This window comes from Roseateles sp. 22389 (genome assembly GCF_052044995.1).
Taxonomy (GTDB): domain Bacteria; phylum Pseudomonadota; class Gammaproteobacteria; order Burkholderiales; family Burkholderiaceae_C; genus Roseateles.
In genome coordinates this window covers 88,444-104,691 of record NZ_JBQEOF010000001.1, presented here as the reverse complement: position 1 = coordinate 104,691, position 16,248 = coordinate 88,444, and the positions used below count along the sequence as shown (strand labels likewise).

The 16,248-nt window shown below is 66.1% G+C and carries 14 protein-coding genes; 2 read left to right on the top strand and 12 right to left on the bottom strand.

The window, feature by feature from the left end:
• Window positions 1-2 precede the first annotated feature (2 nt).
• The 8 genes from aroB to ACTJKJ_RS00420 all read right to left on the bottom strand — a co-directional run bounded on the left by aroB (window position 3) and on the right by ACTJKJ_RS00420 (window position 9,347).
• On the bottom strand, window positions 3-1,148 hold the full coding sequence (gene aroB, locus ACTJKJ_RS00455) for a 3-dehydroquinate synthase (protein WP_440819283.1): 1,146 nt from the start codon (window positions 1,146-1,148) through the stop codon (window positions 3-5).
• Window positions 1,129-1,740 carry a shikimate kinase gene (locus tag ACTJKJ_RS00450; RefSeq protein ID WP_440819282.1) on the bottom strand — a complete coding sequence of 204 codons (612 nt, stop codon included), beginning with the start codon at window positions 1,738-1,740 and terminating at the stop codon, window positions 1,129-1,131. The genes aroB and ACTJKJ_RS00450 overlap by 20 nt, the downstream gene beginning before the upstream one ends.
• On the bottom strand, window positions 1,731-4,010 hold the full coding sequence (locus ACTJKJ_RS00445; protein WP_297384223.1) for a hypothetical protein: 2,280 nt from the start codon (window positions 4,008-4,010) through the stop codon (window positions 1,731-1,733). The genes ACTJKJ_RS00450 and ACTJKJ_RS00445 overlap by 10 nt, the downstream gene beginning before the upstream one ends.
• Window positions 4,011-4,177: 167 nt before the next feature.
• Window positions 4,178-6,370 (bottom strand): type IV pilus secretin PilQ, encoded by a 2,193-nt coding sequence (pilQ, locus tag ACTJKJ_RS00440; RefSeq protein ID WP_297384320.1) that lies wholly within the window; start codon window positions 6,368-6,370, stop codon window positions 4,178-4,180.
• A gap of 26 nt (window positions 6,371-6,396) precedes the next feature.
• Window positions 6,397-6,948 carry a pilus assembly protein PilP gene (locus tag ACTJKJ_RS00435; RefSeq protein WP_147239785.1) on the bottom strand — a complete coding sequence of 184 codons (552 nt, stop codon included), beginning with the start codon at window positions 6,946-6,948 and terminating at the stop codon, window positions 6,397-6,399.
• Window positions 6,948-7,655, bottom strand: coding sequence for a type 4a pilus biogenesis protein PilO (locus tag ACTJKJ_RS00430; RefSeq protein ID WP_183482532.1), 708 nt, complete (start codon window positions 7,653-7,655; stop codon window positions 6,948-6,950). The genes ACTJKJ_RS00435 and ACTJKJ_RS00430 overlap by 1 nt, the downstream gene beginning before the upstream one ends.
• Before the next feature lie 7 nt (window positions 7,656-7,662).
• Complete coding sequence (locus tag ACTJKJ_RS00425) at window positions 7,663-8,193, bottom strand: PilN domain-containing protein (RefSeq protein WP_321170197.1); 531 nt, start codon at window positions 8,191-8,193, stop codon at window positions 7,663-7,665.
• A gap of 74 nt (window positions 8,194-8,267) precedes the next feature.
• Window positions 8,268-9,347, bottom strand: coding sequence for a pilus assembly protein PilM (locus tag ACTJKJ_RS00420; RefSeq protein WP_091731533.1), 1,080 nt, complete (start codon window positions 9,345-9,347; stop codon window positions 8,268-8,270).
• Between the two features lie 440 nt (window positions 9,348-9,787).
• On the opposite strand from ACTJKJ_RS00420, the gene ACTJKJ_RS00415 reads away from it, so the two are divergent.
• Entirely contained in the window at window positions 9,788-12,229 is a 2,442-nt protein-coding gene (locus tag ACTJKJ_RS00415; protein WP_297384228.1) for a penicillin-binding protein 1A, read from the top strand.
• A 134-nt stretch (window positions 12,230-12,363) separates the two neighbouring features.
• Here the strand turns inward: ACTJKJ_RS00415 and cyaY are convergent, their stop codons facing one another.
• Window positions 12,364-12,696, bottom strand: coding sequence for an iron donor protein CyaY (gene cyaY / locus ACTJKJ_RS00410; protein ID WP_440819553.1), 333 nt, complete (start codon window positions 12,694-12,696; stop codon window positions 12,364-12,366).
• Between cyaY and lptM the strand changes: the two genes are divergently transcribed.
• Window positions 12,592-12,966 (top strand): LPS translocon maturation chaperone LptM, encoded by a 375-nt coding sequence (gene lptM, locus ACTJKJ_RS00405; protein ID WP_440819281.1) that lies wholly within the window; start codon window positions 12,592-12,594, stop codon window positions 12,964-12,966. The genes cyaY and lptM overlap by 105 nt on opposite strands.
• Window positions 12,967-13,196: 230 nt before the next feature.
• On the opposite strand, the gene ACTJKJ_RS00400 is transcribed toward lptM, so the two are convergent.
• Genes ACTJKJ_RS00400 through ACTJKJ_RS00390 form a run of 3 tightly spaced genes read right to left on the bottom strand, consistent with a single transcriptional unit; the run spans window position 13,197 to window position 16,223 of the window.
• Complete coding sequence (locus tag ACTJKJ_RS00400; protein ID WP_091731543.1) at window positions 13,197-14,219, bottom strand: ABC transporter ATP-binding protein; 1,023 nt, start codon at window positions 14,217-14,219, stop codon at window positions 13,197-13,199.
• Between the two features lie 26 nt (window positions 14,220-14,245).
• Window positions 14,246-15,241: an ABC transporter ATP-binding protein gene (locus tag ACTJKJ_RS00395; protein WP_091731539.1), complete on the bottom strand. Its 996-nt coding sequence runs from the start codon at window positions 15,239-15,241 to the stop codon at window positions 14,246-14,248.
• Between the two features lie 19 nt (window positions 15,242-15,260).
• Complete coding sequence (locus ACTJKJ_RS00390) at window positions 15,261-16,223, bottom strand: ABC transporter permease (RefSeq protein WP_091727247.1); 963 nt, start codon at window positions 16,221-16,223, stop codon at window positions 15,261-15,263.
• Window positions 16,224-16,248 lie beyond the last annotated feature (25 nt).

Below are 16,248 nucleotides of genomic sequence, written 5' to 3'. Positions count from 1 at the left end.
TCTCAGCGTTGTCCGGGCTCGGTGTGGGCCTCGATCACCTCGGCCACCAGCGCATCGGGGGCGCCCCGCAGGCCGGCCTTGCCCAGGGACTCGATGACGACGAAACGGATCTCGCCGCCCTCGTTCTTCTTGTCGACGCGCATCAGTTCGAGCCAGCGCTCGATCGGCATCCGCGGCGCCTTCACCGGCAGCCGGGCGCGCTCGAGCAGGCGCGTCATCCGGTCGACGAATGCTGGCGGCATCAAGCCCAGTCGTGCCGACAACTCGGACGCCAGCACCATGCCGCAGCCCACTCCTTCGCCGTGGAGCCACTCGCCGTAGCCGAGGCCGGTCTCGATCGCGTGGCCGAAGGTGTGGCCGAAGTTCAGGATCGCGCGCAGGCCGCTCTCGCGCTCATCCTGGCCGACGACCCAGGCCTTGATCTCGCAGCTGCGCCTGACCGCGTGAGCCAGCGCTGACTTGTCGCGTGCGAGCAGGGCGTCGAGGTGGCGCTCGATCCAGTCGAGGAAGTTCGCATCGGCGATCGGTCCGTACTTGATGATCTCCGCCAGCCCGGCGGACAACTCGCGATCGGGCAGGGTATCCAGCGTGTCGAGATCGGCCACCACACGCACCGGCTGGTAGAACGCACCGACCATGTTCTTGCCGCGCGGGTGGTTGATCGCGGTCTTGCCGCCCACCGACGAATCGACCTGCGCCAGCAAGGTCGTCGGCACCTGCACGAAGGGCACGCCGCGCATGTAGATGGCGGCCGCGAAGCCGGTCAGGTCGCCGATCACGCCGCCGCCCAGTGCGTACAGCACCGTCTTGCGATCGGCCGCAACGGCGAGCAGGTGATCGATGACCCGGTCCAGCGAGGCCCAGTTCTTGTGCTGCTCCCCGTCCGGCAGGATGACCGACTCGACCTGCTTGTAATGCGGCGCCAGCTGGCGCTTCAGGCGTTCGAGGTAGAGCGGCGCGACGGTGTCATTGGTGACGATCAGCGCGACGGCCGCGCGCGGCAGGCCGGACCAGGTCGACGCGTCGTCGAAGAGTCCGGGGCCGATCTGGATGTCGTAGCGGCGATCGCCGAGATCGATGGCGACCGTGGTCGCACCGGCGGCCGACGCCGCCGCGGAAGACGTGGAATCAGGAAGCGGAGCGGTCATTCCCGGAAGTGTACGGGGCCTCGCTTGCCCCCACGGTCGCCGCCACCCGGGCCGGGTCGATCAGACCCGCGAGTTCCAGCTGCATCAGGATCATGTTGGCCAGCCCATGCACCGACGGGCGGCTCGACTCGAGCACGAAGTGCGCGCAACGGCGGTAGAGGGGATCGCGCTGGCCATAGAGGTCGCGCAGCTTCGCCAGCGGATTGGACACTTGCAGCAGCGGCCGCTGGGTGTCGTGCTTCAGCCGACGGAAGAGTTCTTCAGGCGACGAGCGAAGGTACACGACTGTCGAATGCGCCTTGAGCCGTTCGCGATTGATCTCGCGCAGCACCGCGCCGCCGCCGGTGGCCAGGATCATTTCCCGGTGCGCTCCCGCGCCCTCGAGCAAGCGCGCGATCACGCGCGATTCGAGGTCCCGAAACGACGCTTCGCCCTGACGGGCGAAGTAGTCCTTGATCGACTCGCCACCGAGATCCTTTTCGATCTCGGCGTCGGAGTCGACGAAAGGCATGTCGAGCTGTCTGGCCAGCAGTCGACCGACGGTGGATTTGCCACCACCGGGCATGCCGACCAGGCTCAACGTCAGTTGCACGCTGCTGGAGTTCCGGGGACAGCGGCCTTGGCCACGTTCTGCGCAAACGTCACCCCAGTACCGCTGGGCGAAGTAACCGTGATGTACACAGTGCCGGACGCAGTGGTGTCCGCGAACTTGACATCGATCGATGCGCCCGTGGGATATGACGTGCTCGGCGTGGTGGCACCGGCCTGGACCGTGACCGTCAGACCATCGCTGCCGGTCGCCGTGACCTTGGTGCCTGCCGGCATCGGATTGAAGGCCACCGGATTGTTGTCGCTGACAAAGAAGAACAGCGACAGGCTCGACGCGCCGCCCGAATAGACGACGCCCGTACCCACCGGAGCCACCTGACGGAGGTTGGGGCGAGCCGCTTCGTCCTGGGAATAGCCCAGCCAGGTCGAACGCTGCACGACGTTATTCGCGTCGCGGTAGTAGCCGTACAGACCACTGCCCTTGGGCTCCTCTCCAAAGGCACCGAAGTCGATCAGTTCACGCTTGTCCGGGCAGGTACCGCGCAGGTTGTCCGGCGCCTTCAGACCCCAGACGATGCCAGCCGTCGAAGACGAGAAGACCGTCTCCACCGCACGACGGACATAAGCCTTGCCCTGGCCCGCATCGCAGGTGTTCGGCACATACGGCGTGTAGGCGGAGAAGCTGAACAGCGAGGTAGCCGGCTGCGTCAGCACGTTGTTCGGGTCATTCGTGCAGACGTTGGTCCCGGTGCTGTCGTTCTGCTTGATGAACTGATCGGTGTTGCTGTAGTGGTTGTTGTACAGGCGGTCCAGGAACACCGAGCCGAGGTTCTGGAACTGCTCGCCGGCATCGTAGACGTTGTTACCGTTCTGGTCGATGAAGGACTCTTCACCCAGCGCATACGCCAGCACCGTGACGCGGCCGTCCGCCGGGCGCGGTTCCGACGAAACAAAGTTCGACGTGGCGCGCGAGATGCCACTGGCGTCCTTGGCCGTGAACACCGTGTTCACCACCTGGCCAGCTTCCGACACGAAGTTGATTGCCGTTCCGTCCGGCACCGGGTTGCCCAGGCGGTCGGACGCGATGATCGAATAGGTGTTCGCCGTGCCGTCACGGCTGCCGCCTTCGATGTTGATCGTCCCCTGAGCCAGCGAGAAGTTCAGCTGCGAAGGCAAACCGACCGCGATGGACAGCGCGCTGGACACGGTGGAGATCGACGTGCCCTTGAGGGTCGCGGACACCCGCACCGGTGTCGGCACCGTGCCGGAATTGACCCGCACCACCACGTCGCCGTTGTTGTCGGTGTTCTTGGTGATCGTCGTCTGCGTTGCACCATCCAGCGTCAGACCACCGGACCAGATGTTGGCGGTCAGGTCGATCGGCTGGTTCGGCACACCGTTGCCGCTGGCGTCCACCAGTCGGAAGGTCACGTTCGCGAACTCGGTGTAGCCCGATCCCTTCAGGTAGATCGTCTGGGTCGAGTTGCTGGTTGACTGGATGCTTTGAGCCGAGGGCTTGCCCAGATTCAGCGACAAGGACTGCGTGGCGGCACTGCCGGCGATGGTCGCCTGATAAGTGTCGGTGTTCTGGAAGCTGCCGCAGCTGTTGTCGCGGAATCGGAACGTCGCCACGCCGGTGCTCGTCGTCACGCTGCTGGCAGGCGTCAAGGTGCCGCGGCCGGCGATGACGCACGCCGACGTCAACGACACGTTCACTGGCGTACCGATCGCGGACGAGGACAGCGCCACCGTCAGCGTGGTTTCACCGTTGGGCGGGAGCGCAGGCAAAGCCAGGTCCGACGTCAGCGAGGTGATCGTGACGTTGGTCGCCGCCAGCTGGAAGCCGGCGCTCGCCGTCACACTGGCCGCGTTGACGCTTGCCGTCGCGGTAATCGTGTCGGCACCGGTGCTGGTGGCGCTGGCCGGAGACAGGGTCACCGTCGCGTCGCCGCTGTCATTGGTCAGTGCCGAGGCCGGCTCGAACTTGCCCAGATTGCCGGTGGTGGCGAACGTCACCACCGTGCCCGGGATCGGAGCGCCAGTGGCGGTCCGCAGCGAAGCGGTCACCGTGGCCGGCGCGTTCGCGGTCACCGTCGACGAGGACAAAGCCAAGGTCATCGTCGGCGTGGTGACCGGCGTGGTGCCACCGCCGCCCGTGCCGCCACCGCCCACCACCGGGGTGCCGGCATCACCACCGCCACCACCGCCGCCGCAAGCGGCCAGCACGGCCACCATCGTGGCCGTCAGCATCAGGCGGGCGGCGCCGCGCGTCATCCCGTTGCCGGCGCCGGCCACTTGTTCGATTCGCTTCATGTCTTGCTACTCCTGCGTCCGCAGCATTTGTTCTGGCCGCGGCATCCTCTCTGATATGCGCTCGCGCCGCCGGCCCTTTCCGGCTCTTGTGGCGGCATTTCTCACGCGAACGCCCTTTGGTTCATGACGGCCGTTGCGGCGAAGCGGCGCCCGAGGCGCCGCCACGATCAGCGCGTGGCCGTGACGCGATCGCTCACCACCTTCGGCGTGATGAAGATCAGCAATTCCGTCTTCGCCGAGCTGCGCGACTTGTTCTTGAACAGATTGCCCAGCAGCGGGATATCGCCCAGGTACGGGACCTTGTTTTCGGTCTCGAGGTCTTCCTGCGTGTAGATGCCGCCGATCACCACCGTGCCGCCGTTCTCGACCAGCACCAGCGTCTGCACATGCTTGTTGTTGATCGCATAGCCCTGGGGGGTCAGCGTGCCGCGGCTGTCCTTGTTCACGTCCACCGTCAGGATGACGTTCCCTTCCGGCGTGATCTGCGGCGTGACTTCCAGCTTCAGCACGGCCTTCTTGAAGGTGATCGAGGTCGCGCCACTGGAGGTCGACTGCTGATACGGGATTTCCTCGCCCTGCTCGATCAGCGCCTTGGTCTGGTCCGCCGTCACGACGCGCGGGCTCGACACCACCTTGCCGCGGCCATCGGCCTCCAGCGCGGAGATCTCCAGGTTCAGGAACCGGTTCGCCGTGGCGCTGAACAGCGACAGCGCGAAGTTGGCCGCCGTCGCACCGCCGAAGGCGTCACCTGAGACATTCGCCGGCAGGTTGACGAACTGCGAGTCGTTGTAGTTGTAGCTCGTCTGCTGGTTGGTCTGCGATCCGACCGCGGAGTAATTGCCGCCAATCGTCACGTAGTTGCTGCCACCGACGTTGTAGCCCGGGATGCCGCCCTGGCGGCCCCGCAGGTCGGAGGCGCCCAGCTTCACACCCAGCGCGCGGCCGAACTTGTCGTCGGCCTCGACGATGCGGGCCTCGATCAGCACCTGACGCACCGGCACGTCGATCTTGGCGATCAGCGCCTGGATCTCTTCCAGCTTGGACGGAATGTCGCTGACGAACAGCTGGTTCGTGCGGGTCTCCCAAATCACGCTGCCACGCGGCGAGAGGATGCGCGACGTGTTCGTGCTGCTACCGCCCTGGTTGTTCTGCCCGGTCAGGCCCTTGGCCACTTCCTCGGCCTTTGTGTAGTTCATCTGGAAGGACTGCGTGCGCAGCGGCTCCAACTGGGCCACGGCCTGCTTCGCCTCAAGCTCGGCCTTTTCCTTGTTGGCCAGCTCTTCCTTCGGCGCGATCCACAGCACATTTCCGGATTTACGCAGTCCCAGCCCCTTGGCCTGCAGGATGATGTCTAGCGCCTGGTCCCAAGGTACGTCCTTGAGTCGCAGGGTCACGTTGCCCGTGACGGTGTCACTGGTCACCACGTTGAAGTTGGTGAAGTCGGCGATGACCTGCAGAAGCGCGCGCACATCGATGTTCTGGAAGTTCAGGCTCAGCTTGTCGCCGCTGTAGCCCGGACCTTGCGTCAGCTTGTTCGGGTCGACCTTCTGGGGCCGCACTTCCAGCACGAACTGGTTGTCGCTCTGGTAGGCGCTGTGCTCCCACGATCCCTTAGGGGTGACGACCAGACGTACACGGTCGCCCTGCTGGGTGGCCGTCACCGTTTGCACGGGCGTCCCGAAGTCAGTCACGTCCAGCTTGCGACGCAGACGTTCCGGAAGCGCACTGCGCAGGAACTCGACCACCAGGGTCTGGCCTTGCTGTTGGATGTCCACGCCAACTTGGCTACTCGGCAGGTTCACAACGACGCGCCCGGCGCCGTCATTGCCGCGGCGAAAGTCGATGTCCTGAAGTGCCTGAGCTGTCGCGTTCTGGCTCGGCGCGAAATGCACCGGCTCGGTGGTCGCCGTGGCGGGGCCCGCGGCGGCGGCCGTCGCGGCCGACGGCGCTGCATCCAGGAAGATCAGCAGCGAGTTGTCCTGCAGCTGCGCGCGGTAGGTGCTCGCCTGACGCAGGTTCAGCACGACGCGGCTGCGGTCGCCGGCTTGCGCCACATTGGCGGAGCGCATGTTGCCGGAGTTGATCTCGACCGCATTGCGGCCCATGCCGTTGGAGACGCCCGGCAGGTCCAGCGCGATGCGCGGCGGCGCTTGCACGGCGAAGCCGCGCGGCAGTTCGGTCAGGGGTTTCGCGAGCTCGATGCGCACGATGTCGGCGCCGCCCTGCTGGGTCGAACTGATCGACCGGATCATGTTCTGGGCCCAGGCCTGCACCGGCATCAGCACCGCCAGGCTCATCGCGCAGGCCAATGCTTGCCAGCGCTTGGCGCGCCCGGCTCGTTCCCTCGTCTGGACGCTCATCGAAGCGTTCTCCACAACAGTGTTCTTCATCGTCCCTGCTCCTGAAGCTGGAGAGTACTGGTGCGTTCAATCCATTCGCCCGCAGCGTCCTGGACGACTTCTCGCAACGTGATTTCGGTCTCGCTGATCTTGGTGATGCGGCCGAAGTTCTGGCCCAGGTAATCACCGACCCGGGCTTGATACAGCAGGTTGTCGACCCGCAGCAGCGCGTAAGGACGACCCTCGCGCGAGACGCTACCGACCATGGCCATGCTGTCCAGCGGGAAGGCTTCCAGCGGCTCGCGACGGCGCTTCATCTCGGCCGCCAGCAGCGAGCTGGGCTGCGCCGCCTCGCGCCGCAGCGCCACCGTCAGCTTCTGGGTGCTGAAGGGGTCAACCACCGCGAGCGCCTCATAGCGCTGCGGCTGGAAGGTCTTGGGCGGCGTCAGCGGCTTGACGGTCGGGCGCGTCTGCTGGCGCTGCTCGTCCATCCACTGCTGCAGTTCGTCGGTTCCAGCGGAGCAGCCCGCCAGGGCGGCACCGACCAGGACGAGACCCAGCAGGCCTCGCGTGCGGTCGGAAGAGCGAACGAGGCGCATCATTTCTTCTTCTCCGCGGCCGCCGCAGCCTTCTTCTGCTCCGCGACCTCGTTGGGGTCGAGGTAGCGATAGGTCCGCGCGGTGGCTTCCATCGTCAGGGTCGCGTTGGTGTCGGTGCGCGGCGGCGCGTTCTGTCCGCCGGTCGCTCCGGGCGCGAGGATCGACATGTCGTGCAGCGTCACGATCCGGGACAGGTTGGACACGTCCGCGGTGAACGAACCGATGTCGTGATAGCGGCCCGTCACCTTGATCGCGATCGGCTGCTCGGCGTAGTAGTCGCGCATGACGATGCCGCCCGGACGGAACAGCTCGAACTGGAGCCCGCGGCCCAGACCGGCCTGGTTGATGTCCGACAGCAGCGCATCCATCTCGGCCTTGCCGGGCAGCTGCTTCTCGAGCTGCAGGACGTATTCCTCAACCTGGCTCTTCTGCTTGCGCAGCTCCGGCAGGTTCACGGCCTGCGTCAGCTTGCTGTTGAAGTCTTCCTTGAGCTGCGGTTCCTTCTCGCGCTCGGCGTCGAGCGCCGACTGCTCGTCCGACAGCACCGCGAACCAGCCCAGCACGACGGTGAGCAGCGCCACCACGATGAACGACACGTAACGCGGCGCCGGCGGCCACTGGCCGGGCTCCTGCATGTTCAGGTTCTGGAACTGGCTGGAGAAGTCCGCGAACCAGGCGTTGAGGTCCAGGTTTTTCAACGTTGCCATGGGGTCCTCACGACTTCTTCGGCGCAGCGCCGGCGCCGCTGGCCGCGCCCGCGGCGGCTTCGGGATTCGCGCTCTTGATGCCGACCTTGATCGAGAAATCGTAGAGGCGGCGTGGATCGCGAGGGTTGATCGGAGCGGCCTTGATCTCGACGAGATCCGGCGCTTCGACCCACTCGGCACGGCTGAGATTACGCAGCATCTCGGACACGCGCTCATTGGACGCGGCCACGCCGGCGATCACGACGACCTTGTTGGTCTGACGCACCGACTGCAGGAACACCCCTTCCGGCGTGAACTGGGCCAGTTCGTTGAGCAGGTGAACCGGCGTGTTGCGATCGCTTTGAAGGTTTTCCACCGCGCGCTGGCGGGCACGCAGTGCCTCGATCTCGGCGCGCAGCGTCGCGATGTCCTTGATCTGCGTGTCGAGCTTGGTGATCTCGGCCTTCAGATAGTCATTGCGCTCCGCCTGGGCGGCGGTCAGTTGCTGCAACAGCAGGTAGATGAACGCGGCGATCAGCAGACCGACGACGAAGGACATTCCCAGCCCGACGAAGAACGCGGCCTTGCGGCGCTTGCGCTTCTCCTCGCGGTGCGGGAGCAGGTTGATCAGAATCACTGAAAGAACCTCCGCATGGCGAGGCCGCAGGCCGTCAGGTACGCAGGGGCTTCACGGCGCAGCTTGGACTCGCGCACCGCGGACCCGAGCACCATGTTCTCGAACGGGTTCACCACCATGCAGGCAAAGCCGGTCAGTTCGGTCACCCGTTCCTTCAGGCCCGGCAGCGTGGCGGTGCCGCCGGCCAGCATCACGTAGTGCACCTTGTGGTGCGGGGTGCTGGTGAAGAAGTACTGCAGCGCCCGGCCGATCTCCTGAGACAGGGAATCGACGAACGGGGTCAGCACCTGGGGCTCATAGTCATCAGGCATTTCGCCGCTGAGCTTCTTCTGCTCGGCCTCCTCGAACGAGAAGCCGTACTGGCGCGAGATCAGCTGCGTCAGTTGCGAACCGCCGAAGGCCTGGTCACGGTCGTAGAGCATTTCGTCGTCGCGCAGCACCTTCAGCGAGGTGGTGTCGGCGCCGATCTCGAACAGCGCGACGAGCGCGTCCTTGCCCTCGTTGGGCAGCGTCTCGACCAGCCGACCCACCGCCATGCGGGAAGCATGCGACTCGATGTCCAGCACGACGGGCTTGAGGCCGGCGGCCTCCGCGAGCGCCTGCCGATCCTGCACGCGGTCCTTGCGAGACGCGGCGATCAGCACCTCGACGTCGCCCACCGACGTGGGGCTGGGGCCGATGACGCAGAAGTCCAGCGACACCTCGTCCAGCGAGAACGGGATGTACTGGTTGGCTTCGGCCTCGACCTGCAGCTCGAGTTCTTCCTCGCGGAGCCCCGCGGGAAGCATGATCTTCTTGGTGATCACCGAGCTCTGCGGCATCGCCAGCGCGGCCTGCCGCGTGCGGCTGCCGCTGCGGGTGACCACCCGCCGGACTGCGTCCGCGACCTCGTCGAATTTCTCGATCTGGCCGTCGGTAATCCAGCCCTTTTCAAATGGCTCGGTCGCGAAACGTTCCAAAACGTATTCGCCACTCGAGTTTTGACTCAATTCCACAAGCTTGACACTGGACGATGAGATGTCCAGGCCAATCATGGGTGGATGCGCACGTCCGCGCAGTAGATCCAACAGCCCCATGATGCGTTCCCCCAACGCGCCGCTCATGCGCCGGTTTGTTAATAAGTTACTTGAATGCTATCAGCAAAGCCTTTGTCAGCCCAAGGCAAAGCGGTCACAGCAAGTAACGCAGCGTTGCGTAACATACACGCCACCGAGGGGTGGTAAAGCGTCGAAAAATGCTCTTTCGACACCCCATTCCGTACGGTTTCGCGGCAGATTTCCGCTTTGCCCAATTCCCCTTTCGACCACCTTGTGAGGGATGTCTCGCGGGGAGGAAAAGGCAGCCGCGCAGTGTCCGCGAAAGTCCCGACAACTCCTGTAACAGTCAAGGGCGGTGGTCCGGGACGCGTCGGGCCGGCTCCGAGGCCGTTCCTATAATCGCCGCTCGCGGCCCGCATCGTCACCCGTAGAGGCCCTGATAGGGCGCGGCCAGGCACGCAAGATTGCACACTCCGGCCATGCCCTCGAAGCATTCCTCCGACAACGAACCCTCCTTCGACGCCCCCTCCGATGCCGGCAAGGGCGCCGCTTCCAAGCCAGACAAGGGCGGCTCCCCCCGCAAGAAGGCCAAGGGGGGAGACAAAACCCGGCGGCCCTGGTTCGTTCGAGCGCTGGGATGGCTGGTCGGGCTGATCCTGGCCGGCGCGGGCGCGGTGGTGTTGCTGGTGGGCATGGCCCTGGCGATTGCCTATCCGCAGTTGCCCGACATCAGCGGGCTGACGGACTACCGCCCCAAGCTGCCGCTGCGCGTGCTCTCCAGCGAGGGTCAGTTGCTGGCCGAGTACGGCGAGGAGCGCCGCAGCTACTCCGACATCCGCGAGATCCCCAAGGTGATGCAGGACGCGATCCTGGCCATCGAGGACGCGCGCTTCTACCAGCACGGCGGCGTGGACTACCTGGGCGTGATCCGTGCCGGCCTGGCCAACGTCAGCGAGTCCAAGAGCCAGGGGGCGTCCACCATCACGATGCAGGTGGCCCGCAACTTCTACCTCTCCACCGAGAAGACCTTCACCCGCAAGATCTACGAGATCCTGCTGGCGCTGAAGATCGAGAGCGCGCTGCCCAAGGAGAAGATCCTCGAGATCTACATGAACCAGATCTTCCTGGGACACCGGGCCTACGGGTTCGCGGCGGCCAGCGAGGTCTATTTCGGCAAGCCGCTCAAGGATCTGTCGATCGCCGAGGCCGCGATGCTGGCCGGGTTGCCGAAAGCACCATCTGCTTACAACCCGATCAACAATCCGCGCCGCGCAGTGTTGCGCCAGCAATACATCATCGACCGGATGCTGGAAATGGGCTTCATCACGCCCGAGCAGCACGCCCAGGCGAAGGCTGAAAAGCTACGCATCCGCCCGCCGCAGGAAGCGGCCAGCCACGCCGAGTACGTGGCCGAGCTGGCCCGCCAACTGATCTTCAGCCAATACGGCGACGAGGCCTACACCCGCGGCCTGAACGTCTACCTGACGCTGCATGCCGACGAACAGGAGCGCGCCTACCGGGCGCTGCGCCGCGGCATCATGGATTACGAGCGGCGGCAGGTGTATCGCGGTCCCGAGGCTTACGTGGACCTGCCGGCCGACCCCAAGGAGTTGGACACCCGGATTGCCGAGGCGCTTTCCGATCACCCCGCCAATGACGAGTTGCTGGCGGCCGTGGTGCTGGAAGCCAGCCCCAAGCAGGTCGTGGCGGCGCTGCAGAGCGGTGAGTCGGTGACGATCACCGGCGATGGCCTCAAGCCGGCGACCTCCGGCCTGTCCGAGAAGGGCAATCCCAAGACGCGCATCCGACGCGGCGCAGTGATCCGTGTGATCAAGCTGGTCAAGAACAACAAGGACGAGTGGACGATTACCCAGTTGCCGGAAGTCGAGGGCGCGATGGTGGCGCTCAGTCCGAAGGACGGCAGCGTGCGCGCGCTGGTCGGTGGCTTCGACTACAACAAGAACAAGTTCAACCACGTCACGCAGGCCTGGCGACAACCCGGCTCGAGCTTCAAGCCGTTCATCTATTCGGCGGCGCTGGAAAAGGGCTTCAACGGCGCCACCATCGTCAATGACGGTCCGCTGTTCTTCGACGCCACGACGACGGGCAGCCAGCCTTGGGAGCCGAAGAACTACGACGGCCAGTTCGATGGCCCGATGCCGCTGCGGCGAGCGTTGGCCAAGTCCAAGAACATGGTGTCGATCCGGGTGCTGCAGTCAGTGGGCGTCAAGTACGCGCAGGACTGGATCACACGCTTCGGTTTCGATGCCGACAAGCACCCGGCCTACCTCACGATGGCACTGGGCGCCGGCTCGGTGACGCCCATGCAGATGGCGCAGGCGTATTCGGTGTTCGCCAACGGCGGCTACCGGATCGCGCCGCAACTGGTGCAGCGCATCACCGACCACGCCGGGCGCGTGCTGTATCAGCAGCAAGCGAAGCCCTTCGAGGATTCGCAGCGCGCGATCGAGCCGCGCAACGCCTTCCTGATGGACAGCCTCCTGCAGGAGGTGGCGCGCAGCGGCACGGCGGCGCGCACGCAGGCCACGCTCAAGCGGCCCGACATCTACGGCAAGACCGGCACGACCAACGATTCGATGGACGCCTGGTTCGCGGGCTTCCAGCCGGACCTGGTCTCGGTCGTCTGGATCGGCTACGACCAGCCTCGCAAGCTGGGCGACCGCGAGACCGGCGGCGGACTCGCGCTGCCGGTGTGGATCGAGTTCATGCAGTACGCGTTGCGCAACACCCCGGTGCAGGAGATCCAGCCACCCGAAGGGGTGGTCAACGTCAATGGCGAGTGGTTCTACGACGAGTTCACCAACAACAACGGGGTGAAGGCGCTCGGCAACGAGGAGCACGTGCCGACGTCCGGCACCGAGGAAGAGAAGAAGAGCATCCTCGACCTCTTCAAGCGCTGAGCGGCTTGGCCGCCCTCAAGTGCGAAGGCGCCCCGCGGGGCGCCTTTTTCATGCCGGGCTCATGCCGGGCTGTGCACTCATGCGGGACTGTGCTCATGCCGGGCCTTGCGTCGCCGGCATCCCGGGGTGGGCCGTCAGACGCCGATGAACTTCAGCGCCTTGGCGCCGTGGTGGGAGGCTTCCTCGGACAGCCGGGTGAAGAACTCTTGGCCGTCCTTGGTATCGCGCCACTGGCCGTCGACGAATTTGAAGTGGTAGCCGCCGCGACGCGACGCGAGCCAGAGCTCGTGCAGCGGTGGCTGCGTGTTCACGACGATCTTGCTGCGATCCGGGAACTGCAGTTCCAGAAGCCCGCCGGTCCGATGCTGGTCGACGTCGATGACGTCGTCGTCGAGCCAGGCGTCGACGGTGGATTCGATGCTGGCCAGCACGGCGTCGGTGCGTGCGTCGTATTCGGCGTCGGTCAGCGGGGTGGCGGTCATGTGCAGCGGGAAGCGGACTCGCTAGACTGCGAGCCCATGAAGAACGTGAAGACGCGAAGTGTAGGCGCAGCCTGCCGACCCGCTCGTCGTGGCGCCCCCAAGGCCCTGACGACCTTGATGTTGTGCGCCGCCCTGGCCCTCACGGCCTGCGGCCAGAAACGCCCGCTGCAACTCCCCCAGCACGCCAAGCATCCGCCCGCGGCCGCCGCCGCTCCCGCGCAGCCTGCCGCCTCCGCCGCCAGCGCCCCGAACTGACCCCACCGCCACAGTCGAAGTGCTCCCGCCCTCACCGAAGTCCTCGTTCTCACTTCGTGGGCAGGGCCGGGGCCGGCGACGAAGTCGTGCCGTCCAGACTGACTGGGCGCGTTCTGTCTGACCAAAGCGAGCCGCAGGCGAGCGGCGGGAGTTGAGCGCCTGAGGCACGACGGGAGTCGCCGGCCCCGGCCCTGCCCACGCCGCTCACCAGCCGAAGTAGGCCCCGGTCATCAGATCCTCCCCTCCTCCACCGCATGGCAAGCGACCCGAACGCCGTTGAGTGCCAGCAGCTTCGGCCGCTCCGCACTGCAGCGCGAATTCGCATGCGGGCACCGCGGATGGAAGCTGCACCCGCTGGGGGGATTGAGCGGATTCGGCACTTCTCCCTGAACGGGTGTCCGCGCCCGTCCTGACATGTGGATGTCGGGAATCGCGTCCAGCAGCATGCGGGTATACGGATGGCGCGGCGTGGCGAACAGTGCGCGCTTGTCTGCCTGTTCGACCAGCCGGCCGAGGTACATCACGCCGACCTGGTCTGCGACATGCCGCACCACGGCGAGGTTGTGGGAGATGAAGAGGTAGGTCAGTCCCTGCTTGCGCTGCAGGTCTTTCATGATGTTGAGGACTTGCGCCTGGACTGAGACGTCGAGCGCCGAGGTGGGCTCGTCGCAGACGAGGAACTCTGGTTCCGTGGCCAGTGCCCGGGCGATCGAGATGCGTTGCCGCTGCCCGCCGGAGAACTGATGCGGGAACTTTTCCGCGTCGGCTGGCGAGAGACCCACGGACTGCAGCAACTCGCCGACGCGGCGCTTGAGTCCATCGGCATCGCGCACCAGGCCGTGCTCGCGCAGCGGCTCCGCGACGATGTCCTGCACTTTCCAGCGCGGGTTCAGGCTTGCATAGGGGTCCTGGAAGATCATCTGCATCCGGCGTCGCAAGGCCAGTGCCTTCGGGCCTTTCAGCGTGGTCGCGATGTCCTCGCCGTCGAAGCGCACTTCGCCCTGGGTCGGGGTGTACAGGCCGACCAGCAGGCGGGCGACGGTACTCTTGCCGCACCCGGACTCGCCGACCAATGCGAGCGTGCGGCCCTTTTCGATCGTGAAGCTGACGCCGTCCACCGCATGCACGAACTGCCGCGGCTTGCGCTCGACCACGCGGTTCAGCCACGGGGCCGACACGTCGAAGGTCTTGGCCAGTTCGCGCACCTCGACAAGCGCGGTACCGGGCGTCGTCGCCGCCGCATTGGCGTCCATCAGGTGGGACGTCTCCGTCATCACGGTCATGCAACACCTCCCTGCACCGTGGCCAGGTCAGCCGCGTGCAGCCAGCAGGCCGCGTCGGTGGCGGCGGCCTTCATCAGTTCAGGGCGCTGCTGATGGCAACGATCGAAGGCTTTCGGGCAGCGCGGATGGAAGGCGCAGCCGGTTGGGATCGCATTGAGGCGAGGCATCGAGCCGTCGATCTGCACCAGCCGCTCGCGGTCCTCGTCCATCGCCGGGATCGAGCCCATCAGGCCCGAGGTGTAGGGATGGCCGGGGCGATGGATCACCTCCTGCACCGGACCGATCTCGGCCACGCGCCCGGCGTACATCACCGCCACGCGATCGCAGGTCTCGGCGATGACGCCCATGTCGTGGGTGACCAGCATCACCGCCGCGCCCTGCTCGCGGCATACCCGCTTGAGCAAGGCGATGATCTGCGCCTGAATGGAGACGTCCAGCGCGGTCGTCGGCTCGTCCGCCACGATCAGCTTCGGATCCGCCGCCAGCGCCAGGGCGATCACCACGCGCTGCCGCATACCGCCGGAGAACTGGTGCGGGTACTGGTCCACCCGAGCCTCGGGCGCCGGAATGCCGGTCGCGGCCAGCAACTCGATCGCGCGGGCGCGTGCCTGTTTGGCCGTCAGCCCCAGGTGGGTCGTGATGGTCTCCACCAACTGGCGACCCACCGTGTACAGCGGGTTCAGCGAAGTGAGCGGATCCTGGAAGATCGCGCCGATCTGTCGCCCGCGGATCCGCCGCATCTGGTCGGCGGGCAGGTTGTCGATGCGCTTGCCCTCGAGGAGGATCTCGCCGCCAGCGATGCGCCCGGGCGGTTCGAGCAAACCGATGATCGCGGAGCCGGTCAGCGACTTCCCGGCGCCGGACTCGCCGACGACGCCGAGCACCTCGCCCGGCGCGATGTCGAAGGACACGTCGTCCAGCGCCAGCAGCGTGCCGCGCCGGGTCGGAAATTCCACGCGCAGGTGGCGGACTTGCAGGAGAGCTGCGGTCATGGGGCCGTCCATCGAAGCATCAGCGCAGGCGGGGATTGAGTGCGTCGCGCAGCCAATCGCCAAGCAGGTTCACCGACAGCGCGATCAACACCAGCATCGCGCTCGGCCAGATGGTGATCCACCATTCGCCGGAGAACAGGAAGTCGTTGCCGATGCGGATGAGCGTGCCCAGCGACGGACTGGTCGGCGGCACGCCGACGCCGAGGAAGGACAGCGTCGCCTCGGTCAGGATCGCGGACGCCACCTGCAGCGTCGCCAGCACCAGCACCGGCCCGGTGACGTTGGGCAGCACATGCCGCCACATGATCGCCAGCGGCTTGACGCCGATCACGCGCGCGGCCTGCACGTATTCCTTGTTGCGCTCGACCAGCGTCGAGCCCCGCACCGTGCGCGCGTACTGCACCCAGCCGGTCAGCGCGATCGCCAGGATCAGCACGGCGAAGGCCAGCGTGTCGTGCGCGTCCTTGAAGACCACGCGGCCGATCCCGTCGATCAGCAGCGCGATCAGGATGGACGGGAAGGACAGCATCACGTCGCAGATACGCATGATGAAGGCATCGACCTTGCCGCCGACGAAGCCGGCCAGCAGTCCCAGCCCGACGCCGATGATCATCGACAGGATCACCGACGCCACCCCCACCAGCAGCGAGATGCGGGCGCCGTACATGATCGCGGAGAGCAGGTCGCGGCCCTGGTCGTCGGTGCCCAGCAGGTACTTGCTGGAACCGCCCTCGATCCAGGCCGGTGGCAGGCGCGAGTCCATCAGCTCGAGCGCGGACAGGTCGAAGGGATCGTGCGGCGCGATCCAGGTCGCGAAGAGCGCGCAGACCACGCAGCACAAGGCCACGAAGGCGGCGACCATCGCCGTCGGCGAGTGGGTGAAGGAGTGCCAGACGTCGCCGTCCAAGAAGCGGCTGAGCGCGTTGGGCGGCCGGGCAGCCGGCGCGCCGGAGGCCGGCGAAGGGGGAAGTGAGGCGGTCATTCGGGAATGCGGGCAGCGGGCTGTC

Excerpts from the sequence above, each read along its gene's own strand:
- ACTJKJ_RS00415 (WP_297384228.1), top strand. The coding sequence starts at position 9,788 with ATGCCCTCGAAGCATTCCTCCGACAACGAACCCTCCTTCGACGCCCCC.
- ACTJKJ_RS00435 (WP_147239785.1), bottom strand. The coding sequence starts at position 6,948 with ATGCGCCTCGTTCGCTCTTCCGACCGCACGCGAGGCCTGCTGGGTCTC.
- ACTJKJ_RS00390 (WP_091727247.1), bottom strand. The coding sequence starts at position 16,223 with ATGACCGCCTCACTTCCCCCTTCGCCGGCCTCCGGCGCGCCGGCTGCC.
- pilQ (WP_297384320.1), bottom strand. The coding sequence starts at position 6,370 with ATGAGCGTCCAGACGAGGGAACGAGCCGGGCGCGCCAAGCGCTGGCAA.
- ACTJKJ_RS00425 (WP_321170197.1), bottom strand. The coding sequence starts at position 8,193 with ATGTCCTTCGTCGTCGGTCTGCTGATCGCCGCGTTCATCTACCTGCTG.
- ACTJKJ_RS00445 (WP_297384223.1), bottom strand. The coding sequence starts at position 4,010 with ATGAAGCGAATCGAACAAGTGGCCGGCGCCGGCAACGGGATGACGCGC.
- ACTJKJ_RS00420 (WP_091731533.1), bottom strand. The coding sequence starts at position 9,347 with ATGGGGCTGTTGGATCTACTGCGCGGACGTGCGCATCCACCCATGATT.
- lptM (WP_440819281.1), top strand. The coding sequence starts at position 12,592 with ATGCTGGTCGACGTCGATGACGTCGTCGTCGAGCCAGGCGTCGACGGT.
- ACTJKJ_RS00430 (WP_183482532.1), bottom strand. The coding sequence starts at position 7,655 with ATGGCAACGTTGAAAAACCTGGACCTCAACGCCTGGTTCGCGGACTTC.
- aroB (WP_440819283.1), bottom strand. The coding sequence starts at position 1,148 with ATGACCGCTCCGCTTCCTGATTCCACGTCTTCCGCGGCGGCGTCGGCC.
- ACTJKJ_RS00400 (WP_091731543.1), bottom strand. The coding sequence starts at position 14,219 with ATGGACGCCAATGCGGCGGCGACGACGCCCGGTACCGCGCTTGTCGAG.
- ACTJKJ_RS00395 (WP_091731539.1), bottom strand. The coding sequence starts at position 15,241 with ATGACCGCAGCTCTCCTGCAAGTCCGCCACCTGCGCGTGGAATTTCCG.